The following is a 17,610-nucleotide window of genomic DNA, read 5'->3' on the forward strand; positions in this document are numbered from 1 at the left end:
AAGCAGCTCGCTTGCGGCAGTAGGTCAAGGCGCGAATTACAGCCTTTTAAAGCAGTGTGATTGCACCGCCAGCCCCAACCCGTTGCCAAGGTAGGCCGAGCACCAAGGCATGAAGTTGCTCGGCGTCCAGCTCGATTTCACAGCCTTGTCGAATGCCTGGCCAATGAAACTTGCCTTGGTTCAACCGCCGTGCAGCCAGCCAGACGCCAATCCCGTCATGCACCAGAACTTTCATGCGGGTAGCGCGACGATTGGCAAACAGATAAGCGCAGTGCGGCTTCGCCGCACCGAACACCGCAATCACCCTGGCCAGCGCTGTTTTAGTGCCGGCACGCATGTCCATGGGTTCGGTGGCGAGCCAGATGGCATCGATGCGAATCATTGCGTGAGCCCACGGACAAAGCGGGCGCATCCTTCAGGATCAGAAGTTGGCCATTTCACTGTGATCGATTGATCGCCAAACGGTAGATCGATGACCGCTGACGTTTCAGTCGGCCGTTTGGGCGTAGATTTCACTGGAATAAAAGAGGTAGCATCGCTGGCGGTTGATCTCGGTACAGCGGCATCCACTTTCGAATTACGTTAGCGTTGATGCCATGGCTGATGGCGACGCCGGAGATGGTCAAACCTGGTTGCAGGCATTCCTGAACAACCTGGGCTTTGAACGATTTGGGATAAGAGCTTCGTTGGCGCATGGAATTCCTGACGTTAAGGGCGATAGCGTCCGCTTAAAAATACGCGGACACCATCGTCCTTAATGCTGGAGTTCGGAAGGTGTGTTCCCGGAACGCTTACGCACATCCTACCTTGCGGCAGCGACCATATGAGATCGAGACGATTAAGAGCTCGCGTTTTTAAGTGAAGCAGCAAACCAAAATCAAGTATTTTATCAAACTGGAACACGTCAAAATGATCAGCCCCCATACTTCGCTAGTCTTCTAAACAAGTCCAAATCACTCCTCAACCCTAACTTTCGGTAAGCTGCTTGTTTTTGAGTACTAACAGTCTTTAAACTTCGACCGGAAAGCTCCGCAATACACGTGACTGTGAGCCCACTAATACACAGCCTTAACACCTCTCTTTCCCGTAAGCTTAAGGCAGGCAACGAAAGGAGCTTTGCTGCAGGGTCGCGGGTGTCGGCCAAAGTGAACGATGCACTGGACGAGTCAATTCGGTCGATGACCGGGCAGCAATAGTTCTGCCCAGCAGCCAGTAATCGAATTGCCTTTACACAGTCTTCAAGGGGCTGGCGCTTGCAAATTATTCCGTGCACTCCGATATCCTTCAATCCATCAACAGTCGCCGCACAGAAATCGTCTAGAAATACCAAGACTCGTAGTTCAGCATAATTGGCACACAAACTCCGAATGAAGTCTGTTTTACTTTTACACCTGGAAACATAATCAATAAACAAAACATCAATACGCCCGCCCCCTATCGCACGCAGTGCCGCATCTGGTCGAAAATAAACTTCATCAACAGCGATATCGAGTAGCCCGGAAAAGTAAGCACGTAAACCATAATGAACAACTTCCTGCTCATCGAGCACTCCGACCCTGATCTGCCTTGACATTGTGAAAGCCCCCACTCCATTGTAAAACACCTTGCTTAATTACAGCCAGAATCAGCATCCTAAAAAACTCAAAACTACTGAGATCCCATCGGGAAACACAAGATAAAAGCACCAGCGCCCCGCCATCGGCTTTTTTAGTATGAACCCTCAAATCAAGATCGCCTTGAGAATCGTCTTATTTCTCGCAAGAAAATTTAAAGCTTTTTTCTGAGAAAATTCTTACTCTCATCGATTGGCACTTGGGGCGAATCTAAGGAAGGCCTGAAGTAGGCAGCCATTTTAACTGGACTCCGGTGTAACCAGCGTCGCCAGAGACGTAAGTTTCTCCTCCGTGCAGTAATTGATCGACCGGAGCTACGTCCGCTACATTCGCCGCCGTGCCCACCACGCCACCAACCAACCAAACCGGTTTCGGCATCGACACCGATGTACGCTTTCATCCCGAAGAAATATTGATTTCCTTTCTTCGTCTGATGCGTCTCAGGGTCACGTTTTCCGTCCTTGTTCTTGGTCGAACTCGGCGCATGAATATTCGTTGCATCGACCACGGTGACTTGGCGCAGAAACAAACCGCGGTCGCCCAAATAGCCATTAATGACCTGCAAAATCTCACCGGCCAACTCATGTTTTTTCCAGCAGTCGGCGGAAATCGAGGATCGTAGTTTCGTCCGGAATCCGATCCAGGTGCAGCCTCAAACAGTCGCAGGATCGTAGTTTCGTAAAGCGATTCCTCCATGGCCGGATCGCTGTAGCCGAACCAGTTCTGCATCAGATGAAACCGCAACATCGTCATTAGCAGATAGCCTGGGTGACCACCTTCGCCCTTAGGATAGTGTGGCTCGATCAGTTTGACCAAGCCATTCCAAGGCACGACCTGATCCATCTCGATCAGGAAGCGTCCACGGCGGGTTTGTCAGCGCATTCGGCGTCAGCGAAGGATATCTGCGTCACCGGGACCCAACCGTTCAGTGCTTGGGTCTGGCGTATTTCACCAGATTTGGAAGTCTTTTTCAGAATTTCCCTAGGATGGAAATCTGCTTGGCATCAACGGCAAAGTCAGCCGCGAGGTATAGCCACGCACAATGATGATCGACTCCGCGCGCAATAAATGTCCCTTTTCAACCACATTATTACACGCTCCGCCCCCCCTCACTGAGACGGAGAAAATCGCCAAGAAAACGGCCGGATTTCTGGTGGAACTCCAGCAGGGCTATTTCGAACAGCTTTACCACAAGAAAACTCATGAAGGGAACCTATCCCATTGTGCGCTCCTGATTGAGGATAGGATGGCTCGTAAACGTGATAAACACACTCCAAGATTTTCTACGAGACGACGATGCCTTCATTCAGAGTGCTTACCTTACTGCCGCTGCCAATCATGCTGGCCAGCAGTTGCCAATACACCGCCACGTCCGACACCGCAATGGGCTGCTTCCAAAACAGCGGACACGACTTCAGCAAGATTCTGAGCTGTAATAAACAAGCCGAAACGGCTTTTCCGGGCGTTGAAAAGCGTCGCTTCGAGCCGAAATCACAGGTATGGACTGGACACAGCTTCGCGAGTCCCGCCGACTGGACTCACACAGTCGATATTTATATTCCCAAGGCAGCTTTACAGTAAGCGTCCGCCCAACACACCTTGCGTGATTAAACGGGCACCCACCTGTGCGGCAACAGGTCGGTAATCTCACTCGCCCGCTGCGTCGGCAGGCGTATAAGAACATCCTTCAAGTAAGCGTACGGATCATGTCCGTTGAGCCGCGCCGATCAACCTCATGATCGCCGCCGCACGTTTACTGCTGCGTAACGAGCCAGCGAACAGCCAGTTTGAGCGCCCAGAGCCCACGGCCGGATTTGATTCTCGCACCAGTTATTATCGATGGGCACAGCACCGTCAGCGCCATCCAGCGTTTGAAGCTGTAATGGCCAATGCAAAACAGTCAGCAAAACGCCGCTTAACGATGGCGGAACGTGCTCAGCAACTGATGCTGGTCCACTTTCCCAACATTCCCGATGCGTTGAAATGGACGCGAAAAACCCACGACGGCTTTAGCACGATTCCTCGAACCCTGCCCATTGCCACGCAAATTATTGACGCCGATTCGAAAGGGCAGCCTGCCGGGCACGTGCTGTTTTGTCTATGGGCGCGTATGCCCGATCATCCGGTCATAACGATTGAGAACCCAAGCACGTTTGCGGCTGATGCCGGGTTTCTCGGGGAGCGGGCCGTGGATACTTGGCGTCGCCGGATGAAGAAGCTCCGGGAGCTGAACTTCATCACGACCAATCCAGGCGCATCCAGCGAATTTTACTACGTGATGCTCACCAATCCTAACGCTGCGGTCGAGTGGATGCGCAACCACGGCAAGGTTCAGGATGGCCTGTATAGCCGCTTCATCGAGCGACTTCCGGAGATCTGTGCCTATGGCGACATAGAAGCGCTCCATGCCTATTGGGCCTCGCTCAAAGAAGCAGAGAAGGCGCTGTGGCTGCTGAAGTTGCTAAGCAGGCGTCGAGCCCGTCGGTATTGGACGAGCCGGCCCCAGCTCCACCCACCAAACCCAAGCGGATCAGGAGGACGAATGGTGATGCGTAGGAGAGTACGGGGCGCTAAGTGCTAATTCACCAACATCGGCGCCCTCAAAAATATAGCCCTGGACTAGCTGAGGGTCGAGTCTTGACTGGTCAGGGCTTTGGTGGTGCAAAGCTTAGCTGATCGATACAACCTAGAGGAGGCCAAATATGCAATTACTGAGGAGAAGAGTCGCGGGCGCCGAATGCCAATCCACCCACCTCGGCGCCCTCAAAAATAAAGCCCTGAACCAACTGAGGGTCGAGTCTTGACTGGTCAGGGCTGTGGTGGTGCAAGGTTAGGGGGTGCTAGACCTCACAACGAGTCTAGCACCCCTTACTCGGTTTACGGCAGAGGACGACTCTCACCAAGGTGTGCGCCACGCACACCTGAGTGAGATCGACCAACTGCTACCGCATCAGTGGGTACCTGCCTAACTTACGCAAGGTGAGTTGGGCAGACGCTTACGCACAGTCGCCATATTGTGAAGCTAGGTCGTGGCGGGGCGGACGCCGCGGCTAATTTTGAGATTTACCACCTGCGTCGCCCAAGAGATGTGCCAATGTCGACGATGTATAACCGGGTGCCCAGTGGCGCCTTAGCAGGGGCTTGAGCCATGTGCTGAGAAACTCGCACGCACGGTTCTTAGGGGGGGGCGGGTAACTGCGCCTGACTACCCGACAATCAAGTCCGACCGTGGGCTCTCGGACGCAAAAACTGGCTCTTTGCAGGGAGGGCGCGCAGAGGTTCGCGCTGCTGCGCTGGTGAGTCTGATCCAGTCTGTCAAGGTCGGTGGGCGTGATCCCTACGAATACTTAAATAATGTACTGGCTCGGCTAACAATCCAAAAGATGAGCGAGATTGGCAGTTGCTGCCACATAATTGGTAATCGGTGTAAGCACGCAAGGCGTGCTTACACCGATTACGGAATATCGATATTGCCATCCGTACTCTGGCGATAAATCGTATAAGGTAGGGCAAGCGTGTCAAGTACACCGGACGGTATGAAATCTACGATCTCAAGCGGAATAAGTGCAGGTGCGGCGGGATCTTTCTCACCCACACGAGGAGGGCCATGCAGAATACACAAATCGTAAAAAACCCCACTATAAACGCGCGGAATTGATTCACAATTTGTTTTCCTCTCTTTGAGATTGTGTCCAGCCACATCATCACCACGAAAAACCGTATTGATCGTACCGCACCCTGAAAGTAACAAGCCTATAGTTCCGAGTAATACGCTACGTGTATTTATCATGCACAGCTCCATCTATTAGCAGGAGCCGGCAGTTTAACGCAGAACCCTGCTACATTGACAACCCACGCCCATCAACCATGAGGAGGGGGCTCGAATGCGCCTACCGAGTCAGCGGGCGAGTAACATATTGAATCGCCCCGGGTTTCGTAGACACCTCTTTGCCTTAAACTGAGGCCAATTAGGAGGTGCCATGAGCAACCCGCGTTACCCCGAAGAATTCAAAATCCAAGCAGTCAATCAAGTGACCGAAAAGAAGCTGCCTGTCGCTGAGGTAGCGGCCCGTCTCGGCGTGTCGGCGCATAGCCTCTATGCCTGGATAAAGCGCTACAGCAAACCTCAAGCAGAACGGCAGCAAGACGACGATCAGCACGCTGAACTGCGTCGTCTGCGAGCCGAACTCAAGCGCGTCACTGAAGAGCGAGACATATTAAAAAAGGCCGCCGCGTACTTTGCCAAGGAGTGCGGCTGAAGTACGCCTTTATAAAGCAGCGCGCGGGCGACTATTCGATTCGACGGCTTTGCCTGACGCTGAAAGTCCATCCCAGCGGTTATTACGCCTGGCTGTCTGAGCCGCAATCTGTACGCGCCAAAGACGATCAGCGACTGCTGGGTTTGATCAAGCATTCCTGGCTGGAGAGCGGCGGCGTTTATGGCTATCGCAAAATCCACGACGATCTGCGCGAGTTCGGTGAGGATTGTGGTCGTCATCGTGTGGCGAGGCTGATGCGTCTTGAAGGTCTGCGTTCTCAGACAGGTTATCGACGCCGCCCTGGAAAGTACGGCGGTAAGCCAGCGGTCGTCTCATCCAATTTACTGAAGCGCCAGTTCGATGTCGTGGAACCCAACAAGGTTTGGGTAACCGACATCACGTACATTCGTACGTATGAAGGCTGGTTGTATTTGGCGGTGGTACTGGATCTGTTTTCTCGGCAGGTCGTTGGCTGGTCAATGAAGTCGCAGATGACCAGTGATTTGGCTATTGATGCGTTGTTGATGGCGGTTTGGAGGCGTAAACCGAAGCAAGAGGTGATGGAGCCAGTACAGCAGCTCCGATTGGCGCAGCTTTTTGAAGGCAAACAATTTGATTGCCAGCATGAGTCGCCGAGGCAACTGTCATGACTACGCCGTGGCCGAGAGTTTCTTCCAGCTTCTGAAACGGGAACGGATCAAGCGAAAAATCTACACCACGCGGGAAGATGCTCGGAGTGATGTGTTTGATTACATCGAGATGTTCTACAACGCAAAACGCCGCCATGGTTTCAACAATCAGCTGTCACCGGTAGAGTTTGAAAAGCGTTACGCAATGAACTTGCAAGGTGTCTAGAGAATCCGGGGCGATTCACCTGGCGAATGAAATTCGGGGTTGCTTCTACATTGGTAGATCGGGTTAGTTGTGCAAGATGAAATAACCAGACGCCTACGAAGCCCTACGTAAGAACTCCATGAGCTGAAAGCGGCACCAAAAGGCGCCGCTCGCCCAGGCTAAAATCAAATATGGTTATTCACCTAGAAGCTGCTTAACATCCATCGCATCAGAACTGTATATTTGGTATTGCCACCCTCCTAACATCACATTGTCGAGATTCCCCCTGCCACCCAGGTTTTCGCCACCAACAGGGTCATTGAGACACATTGTCAAATCTTTGGCGCCTGTTACACTCACTTGCACATGATTATTATCGACGAACAAGGAGTCCACGCCGAATGGAAGAATGTCACTAAACACTAAGTTGAGAGCAACCTTATCGCTATCTTCGTATATCGGCATATGGGGTTCGAAAAGAACCGTTGATGATACAGTGTCCAGTTGAACTTCGATATTGTCGATCACGGCGACTATCATCGGCGCAGTAGGGCTAGCTCCGGTCAGAATGTCGAACTGGAAGCCCTCGGAAGAAACACTACTGTTTCCAGCTTTGTCCTCTGACCTAACCGTCACAAAGTGACCGCCATCAGCCAACGGCAGTGCAGGTGTAAACGTCCAATTACCATCAGCACCGGCAGGCACACGCCCAATTTCCAGGCCACGGTCATAAAGGATCACCGTACTGCTCGCCTCAGCGGTACCGCTGATCTGAGGTTGTGCATCGTCGGTGAGCCCACCAAGCAGGAGATTGCCAGTGTGATCTCCCTGATCATCAACAATTGACGTAATGACCGGCTTGCTGGGTAATTCAGTGTCGATAATCACAGTATAGGGATCAGATTCGACAAGAACATTACCGGCCAAATCAGTGACTTCAATTGTAAAATTATGCTCCCCCTCTTCTAGCGAAAGGCTTGAAGTGAACGTCCACTTACCGTCATTACCTACAATTACCTTACCAATGGCAACACCATTATCTTTAATGCTGACGGTACTGCCAGGCTCTAGGTTACTGCCATTAAGCGTAGGAGTGGCATCGTCGGTAAAACCGCCATTGGTGATCGGACCTCGATTGAAGCCCACGTCGTCCGTGATCTCATTGATCTCCCCTGCGCTGCCTCCACCAGGAGCCGAGGCCTCAATACAAATATCGAAAGTATCTGTCGGAACGCTTTCACCATCGGCCAACGTTACAACGGTAGCGGCGAAAGCGTAGTTACCAGCAATAAGGGCCGAGCTAGGTGTAAAACTCCACTCGCCCTTGTAATTCGACGTGGTCGAGCCAATCAAAACATCCGCATTGTAAATATTAACGAGACAGTTGGCGGTAGCCTGCCCGCTAAGCGTCGGCGTAGTGTCATCAGTTATTCCACCTTTATCGACAGCCCCAACTACCGAACCTAAGTTATCCATGACAGAGGATATTTTTATCACAACTGAACGGGTATCAACATTGAAGTTAATAAACCCGCTTTCAGGACTCTTGTTGCCAACAGCATCTACAACAATGGTGCTGAGATAGTGTTCGCCGTCCACAAGAACGGCATTTGGTGTAAAGGCCCATCTGCCCGTGGCGTCTGAAACGACAGAGCCAATCTCGTTATCATTGTCAAAGATGATCACGATGCTGCAAGCTTCGGCATTGCCGATAAAGGTTGGCCTGTTGTCATCGGTGGTATCCCCATCGTTTAGAGCACCGCGGATAACGCCAACATCATCATTCAGCTCGTGATCATTTGCAGCCTCAGGCGTGCTCGTATCGAGGATTATAGGAAAGGAGATAGCTTCAGGACTGGTGTTTCCGGCAGCATTGGTTATGGTAGCGCTAATGTTATTCACGTTTTCTACCAAATCAGTTGTCAGTTCGACCGACCATTGACCGTCAGCGCCAACCATCCCAAAGCCCACGAGTTTACCATCTGCGTAGACCTGGACGGTGGTGTCAGGAGTTCCGGTACCTTTGACGGTAGGGCGCTTATCATCCGTTAGACCATTAGGAGAAACATTGCCCTGTTGATCACCGATATTGTCGATCACGGCGACTATCATCGGCGCAGTAGGGCTAGCTCCGGTCAGAATGTCGAACTGGAAGCCCTCGGAAGAAACACTACTGTTTCCAGCTTTGTCCTCTGACCTAACCGTCACAAAGTGACCGCCATCAGCCAACGGCAGTGCAGGTGTAAACGTCCAATTACCATCAGCACCGGCAGGCACACGCCCAATTTCCAGGCCACGGTCATAAAGGATCACCGTACTGCTCGCCTCAGCGGTACCGCTGATCTGAGGTTGTGCATCGTCGGTGAGCCCACCAAGCAGGAGATTGCCAGTGTGATCTCCCTGATCATCAACAATTGACGTAATGACCGGCTTGCTGGGTAATTCAGTGTCGATAATCACAGTATAGGGATCAGATTCGACAAGAACATTACCGGCCAAATCAGTGACTTCAATTGTAAAATTATGCTCCCCCTCTTCTAGCGAAAGGCTTGAAGTGAACGTCCACTTACCGTCATTACCTACAATTACCTTACCAATGGCAACACCATTATCTTTAATGCTGACGGTACTGCCAGGCTCTAGGTTACTGCCATTAAGCGTAGGAGTGGCATCGTCGGTAAAACCGCCATTGGTGATCGGACCTCGATTGAAGCCCACGTCGTCCGTGATCTCATTGATCTCCCCTGCGCTGCCTCCACCAGGAGCCGAGGCCTCAATACAAATATCGAAAGTATCTGTCGGAACGCTTTCACCATCGGCCAACGTTACAACGGTAGCGGCGAAAGCGTAGTTACCAGCAATAAGGGCCGAGCTAGGTGTAAAACTCCACTCGCCCTTGTAATTCGACGTGGTCGAGCCAATCAAAACATCCGCATTGTAAATATTAACGAGACAGTTGGCGGTAGCCTGCCCGCTAAGCGTCGGCGTAGTGTCATCAGTTATTCCACCTTTATCGACAGTCCCAACTACCGAACCAGCGTTATCTGTAAGCGTTGCAAGATTAATCCGACTGATGCCGGTCTCGAGATTGAACTCAACGGCTTCACTTTTGGGGCCCTGATTTCCGGCCGCATCCATGTTCACAACTCTAAAACTATGCGCACCATCCGCCAGAGCCGTCATAGGAGTAAAACTCCATCTGCCTGCGACATCGGTGAATACACGAGTAACTTCAACATCATTATCGAAGATAATAACCGTACTAAAAGCCTCGGCAGTGCCAGTAAATGTAGGAGTACTGTTATCGGTGACCTCACCTAACCCCCCGTTACTAAGACCCCCTAGATTGTTAGGAGCAATGGTATCAATCTCAATTTCGAAGAAAGCACTCGGCGCACTTTCTCCTCCTTCCGAATTTACTAGGGTCGCAGTAAAATGACGAAGACCGTCCTCAAGAGCATGTTTCGGTGTAAATGCCCACCGGCCATTGGTATCAGCCTGTGCGGTCCCAATCAGTATTCCGTGATCGTAAATTTTTACCGTTGCATAAGCGAAAGCTTGGCCAACAACAGTTGGCAGATTATCATCAGTTATCCCGCCGACATTTGAATCACCGACTGCCTCTCCCGTATGATCGATAATACCAGTAATTACCAACCCACCAGATTCCGAAAACCCCACAGATAAATCGTAAGGCAACGATGGCAATCCTCGATTACCAGCAGCATCTACCGAAATAGTAGTAAAACTGTAAGAACCATTCACTAGAGAATAAAGGGGAGTAAATGACCACCGGCCATCAACTATTGTTATAACACTGCCAATTAACTCACCATTAGCATAGACTTCGACCACAGAGCCTGGTTCGGCGACCCCTTTAAGGGTTGGCGTACTATCATCGATGAAGCCACCTTCGACTATTAGGCCAACATCATTCATAACTTCTTCAATCCTTGGTTGTACGGGCGCAACCAGATCAATGATTAATACGAAGTTTGGCGATGGATGGCTTTCCTTACCAAAGGTATTCTTTTCAATGAAAACAATGCTATGTTCACCATTCGACAAAGGCCACTCGGGAACGAACTCCCATATACCGTCCTTGTTTACGACCGACTCACCCATCAAGGTATCGCCATCCTTGATAAGAATGGTGCTACCGGGCGTACCGCTACCGCTGAACGTGGGAGTACTGTCATCAGTTACGCCGCCATTTTGAACAAGTCCAATTTGCTGACCAACGCTATCCTGCACCCGGTCTAGCTGAGGAGAAGGAGGATCCCCATACCCCACTACGTGACTCTCCTTATTACTGCCACGATTAGCTACGTGGATCGCTCCAGCCAATGCCATTGAACTAAGGCCTAGCAACGCAGGCCAAAACCGACCAGTAGGAGATTCAGCAGTTAAGCCATCCACACCGCTAACTGGCCGAGTACCTAATTCTTGGAAGGAAGAGGCACCGTCCATAAGAAAGGCTCCCTCATAAATTTTTTCCCTATCAGCAACAATGTACTCTTGATAAACACCATTCTCATCAACTCCAATCAATTGACCCATCGCATCGAAAAAACCTTCGATAATGAGTTGCGGATTATCAGGGTTAGAACCGTCAAGGGCAACATGTAGGTCTTTACGCACTCGCTTGATAGTGATATTTTTCGGGGCTAAGCCTAGCTCCCCGTCGGATATAACGTATTTACCATTTAGAACTGCTTTTATCCTCAACACTTCACTGCTTGAAAAAAAACTTGACTCAGCGGCCTCGGTAATTATTTTGCCATTAATGATAGCTACTTTTATTGCGCTCACGCGTACGCCTCACTGAACAGGTAATAGTTTTATCCAACGCAGGCAAGACATCAGCCAGTCCTTAAGCTAAGACGGACTCGCCATGGATGAAACAATACTCAACAATCGACATTAGTACCACCATAGGAAATGTCTCAAATAAATATCATTCCTAGCTTATAACTCCAGCAACTGAAGGTCAGAGTTTTGCAGTTTACCCAGAGCGCAGCGGCAGCGTGCAACCATAATCTATTTGCTCCAAGGGAGCAGTCGCCGCCTCTACTTGACTAAAAATTTTATTGACCGTCTTAACCCATGCAACCCCGCGGAGAGGAAAAAAAAGCGTGGGGCTTGCTGACATGCAGTTCGACATTCAAATATAGATAGAGGGCAGATGACACTGCGTCGAAAATTAGCAAAGCGTAGCGTTCCGAAGAGGAGTTTCGAACGATGCGGTCGTCGACCCACCTTATCCATGCAGGGATCAGCACCAACCAACTCGGTTTGCTATTTATATAGTCAACCATATTTTTTGTAGTGGTCAACTTATTGTAGTGGTCTAATGATTCCGGACACTCATTTAGGCGAGAATACCGCCAGATAGAGGTGTCAGATGACCAAGCAACGCCGTACCTTTTCCCCTGAGTTCAAACGCGAGGCTGCCGACCTCGTTCTCAAGCAGGATTACAGCTTCATTGAGGCCAGCCGCTCGCTTGGTGTCGGCGAGTCTGCTTTGCGCCGATGGGTCGACCAGGTGCCGCAAGAACGCACGGGCGTCACTCCGCAGAGCAAAGCACTGACCCCGGAGCAGCAGAAAATCCAAGAGCTGGAAGCCCGAATTGCTCGCCTTGAGCGGGAAAAATCGATCTTAAAAAAGGCTACCGCGCTCTTGATGTCGGAAGATCTCGAGCGTTCGCGCTGACTGACCAGTTGAGCATCCACGAGCCGGTTGATTGGCTGCGCAAGGTATTTGAAGTGACCCGCTCGTGCTACTACGCTCGGCGTCTCAGGCGCCGCACACCGGATGTAGAGCGCCTTCGATTGCGCAGTCGGGTGAACGAGTTGTTCACCCAAGGCCGCAGTGCTCCCGGTAAAAGCCTACCCGAATCCACTTGTGTTCATGGTCGGATGTGGAGAGGTCACTGGCACCACGCTTATCAGCTGGAAAACAGCAGACGGAATGTCCTGGATAGATCCATCTTGGCAACCGGCTCCTGCGCAGAAATTTAAAGCAGGATGGTGCTGGGTCACAGATCCCGCCAACGAAAGCATCAAGTGCTACGTCTTGGTTGAAAACGAGCCGAAGGACGCGGGCTTTGATCGTGGGAATGTTTCGCTAAGACTGGCCTTCAAAGACGTTATCGTCTGGCCGACCTTGGGAAATGACTTTACCAACTCAATTCATCGTAACAACTCCCAATTACGACGAATCATCGCAAGTCAGGCTGAGGACAGACTCAAACGTCCAAATCTGATTATGGCCTCCCAGCACATCACTGAGCTTACGGAAGTCGTGAGAGCGCTTGTGGATTATCACGCACGGCGATTGGCGTCCCCAATTGCAGTTGCGGCCGCTAACAGTGGACGCCTGCAGGATTGTCGGATGCAGCTTCACAGTGCCACAGGCATATTTCCGTCTGCAGACAGCGAACACAATACTCGATCAAGCCCGCCTGCGATGCAGCCTCCAAGCCGCGTGATGCGCAGGAGCACCAGCGGAGGACTGACCCTTACATTGACGTGGGATGCGAATCTCACGCTGGAACGTGCGAAAGGACACAGATTGCAAGGTGGCGTGGTCCAGGATGATCTAGCGCCCGCGGCGCTGGAGTTTCATGAGCTCTTCGACCGACATCCACCTGACACCGACTACCCCGAATCGGTCAAGAAAGAGCTCGCACTGCTGGACACCCTCGTCCAGGCCGGAGGTATCAAGGACGCAAAGGACTTTGCCTACCAGACCAGATATGGGGTGACACCCGCGAAAGAATTTACATTGGAGGAATTGGCCCGCTCCGAAAAATATGTGATGAAGGCGGTGCAAGCTCTCAGCTACCTTAAATCCCATAAGGACTCGGTCTGGATTACTGAACCTGGGACGAAGGGCCATCTGCAGTTCACCGATCCCAGTGAAGGTGATTACAACGTACTGGCGTGGGCAAACGACGAGTATCGCGTAAGGCTAATGGCGAACGATCTTTATCGGTGGGCGAGAGATACTGCCAACCATCCACAGCTCGTTGTATTCGCCAACGGCGTCGGGAAGGTTAAGGATGAAAAGCCTAGTGAGCTCAGTAACACCAACGTTTCCAGCCGCGAACGCTTTGACATTACGACGGCGCCAAATGTGAAAGGCTCCATCACCGATGTTGCCATGGTAAACAAAGTCTACTTTTTTGCTCTCAATGAAATTGAGTCGATGTACGACGAGGCTGATGCCGTATCGGCGGAAGATTTCATGGATGACATTTCCACTCGCAGGAAAAACCTAGATGCTCAGTGAACTGATCCAGCTCCTGGACGAGCGTGCCGTCGACGCCGGCTTCACTTCCCCCGAAGACGGTATCTTGGTATTTGCTGATGACCCGCACTGGCCTGGGCCACCTCTCACGACTCAAGTGAAGTACTGGTCGACAAAATTTGCTTCAGTACTGCTTGTACAGATCGATTGCCAAACGCCTGAGGAGGCTTGGATTCAGACGAGGCATGCAGAGGCATTCTTGGATGCTGCGCTCCTACGGCTCGAAAGAAAGGGGTCTGTGGTTGATGGTTATCTGGTCATGGCATTGACTCAGTTCACTGACAAGTTCAGACAGTTCATCAACGATGTGGAAAAGGATACGCGCTTCGTACGAAAACATGTCGTATACCAGAATGCTGGTGGCTGGCAGCGTTGCCAACGCATCCCCCCACTGGGGCTGGTAGGGCCATCCGAGCAGGCCGAATTTTCTGGATTTGTGCCTGAAAATAAACAAATGGCTGAGCTTTTGACATCTCTTGCGAGAGTAAAAGGGAAGGAGCTAGCGCGTCATCATGGAAAGAAGTGGGATCTGAATGAATAACCTACCTATCAAATTCCTTTCGGTGGAAATCCGGAATTTTCGCGGCGTTCCTGATGTTCTGCAGATCCCACTCAATGCACCGTTAACCATCATTCATGCCGCTAATGGGACCGGTAAAAGTACCATTTGCTATGCATTAGAGTGGCTGCTCACGAACAAAGTGGACGACCTTCCAACCACCTCAGACTTTTCTTGTCAGTGGGGGTGCTGGTGATACTTCCGTCAGTGCTGACTGCGAGATAAACGGCGAGCCATATTATCTGGAGCGGATCAACGGAAAAGCCTCGATCAAAAAAAATGGCGAGCGTAGAAAAAAGAAGATCAAAGATGCCGCCCTACTGGAGATGCTCACGCCGGCCTCAGTTAAGGGTAGTAGCACTCAAGCCACGACCAAGGCACGTCGCGACTGGCTCCGCAATTGCCGATGGTTGTATGCAAACTCTTTGGCCCTCCTGGTTGACAACAGCAAGTCAGAGCTCCGGCAGCAAGTTTTCGCGGACATATTGGGTCTGGGTCACCTTGCGAGTACGCTCAGCAATCTTAAGGAATACCGAGGTGATCTCCCCAGAGTCCAGGGACTGGAAACGAAGCTGCAAAATCTGGTCACCGAGATTCAGGCGCTGGAAGAAAAACTGTCCGCCAACCAATCAGGACGAGAGCAAATCGCGCTCAAGCTGAATTCGATAATAGAAAAACTTCCCAGCACTCGGGTAACGGGAAATCTGCTGGATGGCTTCAAAACGGCTCAACTGGAAGTCGCCAAACAACTGCAGACCGCGCAGCACAAAAAGAACCTGCTAAGCCAGTTGCTGGAGGGATGGCCGGGTTATGAGTCCAGCCTGCAACAGCTCGAAAGCAGCCGGAGTTCGCTCGCGAACATTACCCAGACCAGCACCACCTTGACCGATGATCATCGTCGGCTAGCTGAGCAACTCGCTACTGTCGAAACGCAGGTGGCACAAGGGAGGTTAGGTGTTGACTGGGCGCAAAAAAACACTGCTGTGCTCGATGACTGGAAAGCCATCGCCTCGGACCCAGCCTTTGTGCGGTTGTTCCCTCAAACTGACCTCAGTTTTCAGCACTTGGAACAAAATTTTATCGAGTATGGCTGGGACAGTGACAGGCAGCAGCGTTGGTTGAATTCAATTGAGCATCTGATCAGCAACAGGGATGTCTTGTTAGATCTCCTTAACGTCAAACAAGATCTAGCCAACAATCCAGTCCAGCCACCAGCCAACTTGGTGGAGCTATCAAAATCTGCAGATGAGGCTCAGCAAGCACGGATTACAGCACAGGGAGAGTTCGACGCCCTTTCCAATGTCATAAATCGCCTGAAGGCGTTAGGACACGAAGCGGCACATACCCTCTCGAGTGGACACTGCCCCCTATGCGACCATGACTGGAAATCGGCTGATGTGCTGCAAAAGCAGCTGTCCAATGCCAACCTCGCTCCCGAGCTTCAGGCAGCAAGTCACAACCTAGTGAATGCACAGTCGAATGAACAGCTCTGGATAACGACACTACAAAGCGCCAGGCTGCAGCAATCTTCATTTGAAGATTATGTAGTTCGGGTTAAATCGGTGAACGATAAACTGAAGGTCATTGAGGAAAGCACCGGTTTTCTCAGTACCATGGGCAAATCTGATTTTTCAGACTCTGACATCAGTAATTTTCCACAGCTATTGGTTCGCATCAAATTTGCGATCGGCACAAGGCAAATCGCCGAAGCATTGGCGCAAGTTGAAGAGTTCTTTCAACTGCCGTCCTCCCCGAACGCAAACATTGGCGTTTCCGAAGCGCTTCAGGTGCTCGCGCGATACCTGCAGCACTTCCAGCAACAACTTGACTCGGCCAATGCTGAACGGCCTGGCCTCACCCAATCTGTCAGGGAAAAGCTTGAGAGTATTCAGGCCAAAACCCGAGAATCACATCAAATCAACGCCAGCATTGCGGCAGTTTCCCAAGTGGTAAATCGCTTCCAAAGCCAATGGAACGAAGCCGTCGGTATTCTTCCCATCTCCAGAAACTTGCACACTGCCACCCAAGTCGCGGTGGAAGTAGACCTCCAGAAAGCTGAAGGATATGCAGCAGAGCTCCGCGAGTGCCAAATATTCCTGAGTGTTGACTCTGATACTGGGCAGTTGATTAAACTCCGTAGCGAGAAATCGGTGGTCGCCGAGAAGCTCCGAACGGGGCAAAGCCACATTCTGGTCGCAGAAAATGCGATTACACAATATGGCGATCATGTTCGTAATGCGACGGTTGCTAGCCTAGCTCCCCTCCTCGTGCCGGCCACTGAATTATTCTCCCGGATGCACGCGAATGAGGTGTATCACCAACTGAGTGTGTCGGGAAATGATTTGAATTGGATGGTGCTTGCTGAAGGGCATGAGACACCGTTGGAGGCAGAAGAAAAGCTCAGCCAAGGGCAGCGACAAGATTTAGCGCTATCGCTTTATCTCGCCCGGGCAAAAAATACCGGAGGCAGCTTCCTGTTGGATGAGCCAATCGCTCATTTGGACGATCTCAATCGAGTAGCCATGCTGGATATTTTCAGGCTTGCCGCAACTTCTAATGCCGAACATGAACCTGATCCTGACAACTGCCAGCGAAAGTTTAGCTCGGCACCTTGCGCAAAAATTTTCCAGCCTTCCTGATCAACACCTGTTGAACACGATTTATCTGGAAGGAAATCCTCGAACAGGCGTCAAAGCAACTGTGACGAGGAATGCGACAGGTACACCGGGTTAAAACTTACAGCGGCACCAAAAATGACAGTTGGGTGGCCTCCAGCCACCCGCTGCTCTCTTATTATTAATACCCCCTATATCACTAAAACAACTTGCGTTACTCGCCCACCAATAAGAACCACCCAAAAAACCTGCCTAATTTATCTCTAACCCAACCAGATTAAAAAGAGTTTTTTGGTTAGCATTACCGTGCTGCAGCAACAATAAATAATAGCCCTCATAGCAACCCTTAAAGGAGTTAAACCCTTCATTATTACACCGATCAGTTTCCCCCTGAATCGTAAAGTGCTTAAATTCGATC

The 17,610-nt window shown here is 51.0% G+C and carries 11 protein-coding genes and 5 pseudogenes; 9 read left to right on the forward strand and 7 right to left on the reverse strand.

Annotated features, from left to right (window positions below; genetic code table 11):
- Positions 1 to 46: 46 nt before the first annotated feature.
- The 4 genes and pseudogenes from tnpB to BLU46_RS06015 form a co-directional block, all read right to left on the reverse strand.
- The gene (gene tnpB, locus BLU46_RS33180) at positions 47 to 382 is read right to left on the reverse strand and encodes an IS66 family insertion sequence element accessory protein TnpB (protein WP_157721286.1); all 336 of its coding nucleotides are present in this window, start codon (positions 380 to 382) and stop codon (positions 47 to 49) included.
- A 130-nt stretch (positions 383 to 512) separates the two neighbouring features.
- The gene (locus BLU46_RS06005; RefSeq protein ID WP_093199780.1) at positions 513 to 695 is read right to left on the reverse strand and encodes a transposase; all 183 of its coding nucleotides are present in this window, start codon (positions 693 to 695) and stop codon (positions 513 to 515) included.
- Positions 696 to 913: 218 nt separating this feature from the next.
- Complete coding sequence (locus tag BLU46_RS06010; protein WP_157721287.1) at positions 914 to 1,549, reverse strand: response regulator transcription factor; 636 nt, start codon at positions 1,547 to 1,549, stop codon at positions 914 to 916.
- Positions 1,550 to 1,856: 307 nt separating this feature from the next.
- Positions 1,857 to 2,524, reverse strand: a pseudogene (locus tag BLU46_RS06015) (IS5 family transposase); the annotation flags it as partial.
- 385 nt (positions 2,525 to 2,909) lie between these two features.
- On the opposite strand from BLU46_RS06015, the gene BLU46_RS32805 reads away from it, so the two are divergent.
- Positions 2,910 to 3,194 (forward strand): PhoPQ-activated protein PqaA family protein, encoded by a 285-nt coding sequence (locus BLU46_RS32805; protein WP_157721288.1) that lies wholly within the window; start codon positions 2,910 to 2,912, stop codon positions 3,192 to 3,194.
- Between the two features lie 26 nt (positions 3,195 to 3,220).
- Here BLU46_RS32805 and BLU46_RS06025 read toward each other — a convergent pair.
- Positions 3,221 to 3,469 (reverse strand): annotated as a pseudogene (locus BLU46_RS06025) (transposase domain-containing protein); the annotation flags it as partial.
- Between the two features lie 26 nt (positions 3,470 to 3,495).
- Here BLU46_RS06025 and BLU46_RS06030 point away from each other — a divergent pair.
- Both BLU46_RS06030 and BLU46_RS33185 read left to right on the forward strand, forming a co-directional pair.
- Entirely contained in the window at positions 3,496 to 4,194 is a 699-nt protein-coding gene (locus tag BLU46_RS06030; protein ID WP_197680876.1) for a hypothetical protein, read from the forward strand.
- A 630-nt stretch (positions 4,195 to 4,824) separates the two neighbouring features.
- Positions 4,825 to 5,034, forward strand: a pseudogene (locus tag BLU46_RS33185) (transposase domain-containing protein); the annotation flags it as partial.
- Between the two features lie 33 nt (positions 5,035 to 5,067).
- Here the strand turns inward: BLU46_RS33185 and BLU46_RS06035 are convergent.
- A complete protein-coding gene (locus tag BLU46_RS06035) occupies positions 5,068 to 5,403 on the reverse strand; it encodes a YceK/YidQ family lipoprotein (RefSeq protein WP_093199795.1) in 336 nt (111 codons plus the stop codon).
- A gap of 190 nt (positions 5,404 to 5,593) precedes the next feature.
- On the opposite strand from BLU46_RS06035, the pseudogene BLU46_RS06040 reads away from it, so the two are divergent.
- Positions 5,594 to 6,727, forward strand: a pseudogene (locus BLU46_RS06040) (IS3 family transposase).
- Positions 6,728 to 6,901: 174 nt separating this feature from the next.
- On the opposite strand, the gene BLU46_RS32810 reads toward BLU46_RS06040, so the two are convergent.
- A complete protein-coding gene (locus tag BLU46_RS32810) occupies positions 6,902 to 11,518 on the reverse strand; it encodes an Ig-like domain-containing protein (RefSeq protein ID WP_157721289.1) in 4,617 nt (1,538 codons plus the stop codon).
- Positions 11,519 to 12,110: 592 nt separating this feature from the next.
- Here BLU46_RS32810 and BLU46_RS06055 point away from each other — a divergent pair.
- From BLU46_RS06055 to BLU46_RS06070, 5 genes and pseudogenes are all read left to right on the forward strand, one after another.
- Positions 12,111 to 12,589, forward strand: a pseudogene (locus BLU46_RS06055) (transposase); the annotation flags it as partial.
- Between the two features lie 88 nt (positions 12,590 to 12,677).
- Positions 12,678 to 14,000 (forward strand): ABC-three component system protein, encoded by a 1,323-nt coding sequence (locus tag BLU46_RS06060; protein ID WP_197680877.1) that lies wholly within the window; start codon positions 12,678 to 12,680, stop codon positions 13,998 to 14,000.
- Entirely contained in the window at positions 13,990 to 14,559 is a 570-nt protein-coding gene (locus BLU46_RS06065) for a hypothetical protein (RefSeq protein ID WP_093199809.1), read from the forward strand. Before BLU46_RS06060 ends, BLU46_RS06065 begins: the two co-directional genes overlap by 11 nt.
- Complete coding sequence (locus tag BLU46_RS33480) at positions 14,552 to 14,773, forward strand: AAA family ATPase (protein ID WP_197680878.1); 222 nt, start codon at positions 14,552 to 14,554, stop codon at positions 14,771 to 14,773. The genes BLU46_RS06065 and BLU46_RS33480 overlap by 8 nt, the downstream gene beginning before the upstream one ends.
- 229 nt (positions 14,774 to 15,002) lie before the next feature.
- Positions 15,003 to 17,216: a DNA repair ATPase gene (locus BLU46_RS06070; RefSeq protein WP_197680879.1), complete on the forward strand. Its 2,214-nt coding sequence runs from the start codon at positions 15,003 to 15,005 to the stop codon at positions 17,214 to 17,216.
- Positions 17,217 to 17,610: the final 394 nt, after the last annotated feature.

It is taken from the genome of Pseudomonas yamanorum (genome assembly GCF_900105735.1).
In the GTDB taxonomy this organism is placed as follows: Bacteria; Pseudomonadota; Gammaproteobacteria; order Pseudomonadales; family Pseudomonadaceae; genus Aquipseudomonas; species Aquipseudomonas yamanorum.

Coding starts and splice junctions, on each gene's coding strand:
- tnpB (WP_157721286.1), bottom strand. CDS start 382: ATGATTCGCATCGATGCCATCTGGCTCGCCACCGAACCCATGGACATG.
- BLU46_RS06005 (WP_093199780.1), bottom strand. CDS start 695: ATGCGCCAACGAAGCTCTTATCCCAAATCGTTCAAAGCCCAGGTTGTT.
- BLU46_RS32805 (WP_157721288.1), top strand. CDS start 2,910: ATGCCTTCATTCAGAGTGCTTACCTTACTGCCGCTGCCAATCATGCTG.
- BLU46_RS06030 (WP_197680876.1), top strand. CDS start 3,496: ATGGCCAATGCAAAACAGTCAGCAAAACGCCGCTTAACGATGGCGGAA.
- BLU46_RS06035 (WP_093199795.1), bottom strand. CDS start 5,403: ATGATAAATACACGTAGCGTATTACTCGGAACTATAGGCTTGTTACTT.
- BLU46_RS06060 (WP_197680877.1), top strand. CDS start 12,678: ATGTCCTGGATAGATCCATCTTGGCAACCGGCTCCTGCGCAGAAATTT.
- BLU46_RS06065 (WP_093199809.1), top strand. CDS start 13,990: ATGCTCAGTGAACTGATCCAGCTCCTGGACGAGCGTGCCGTCGACGCC.
- BLU46_RS33480 (WP_197680878.1), top strand. CDS start 14,552: ATGAATAACCTACCTATCAAATTCCTTTCGGTGGAAATCCGGAATTTT.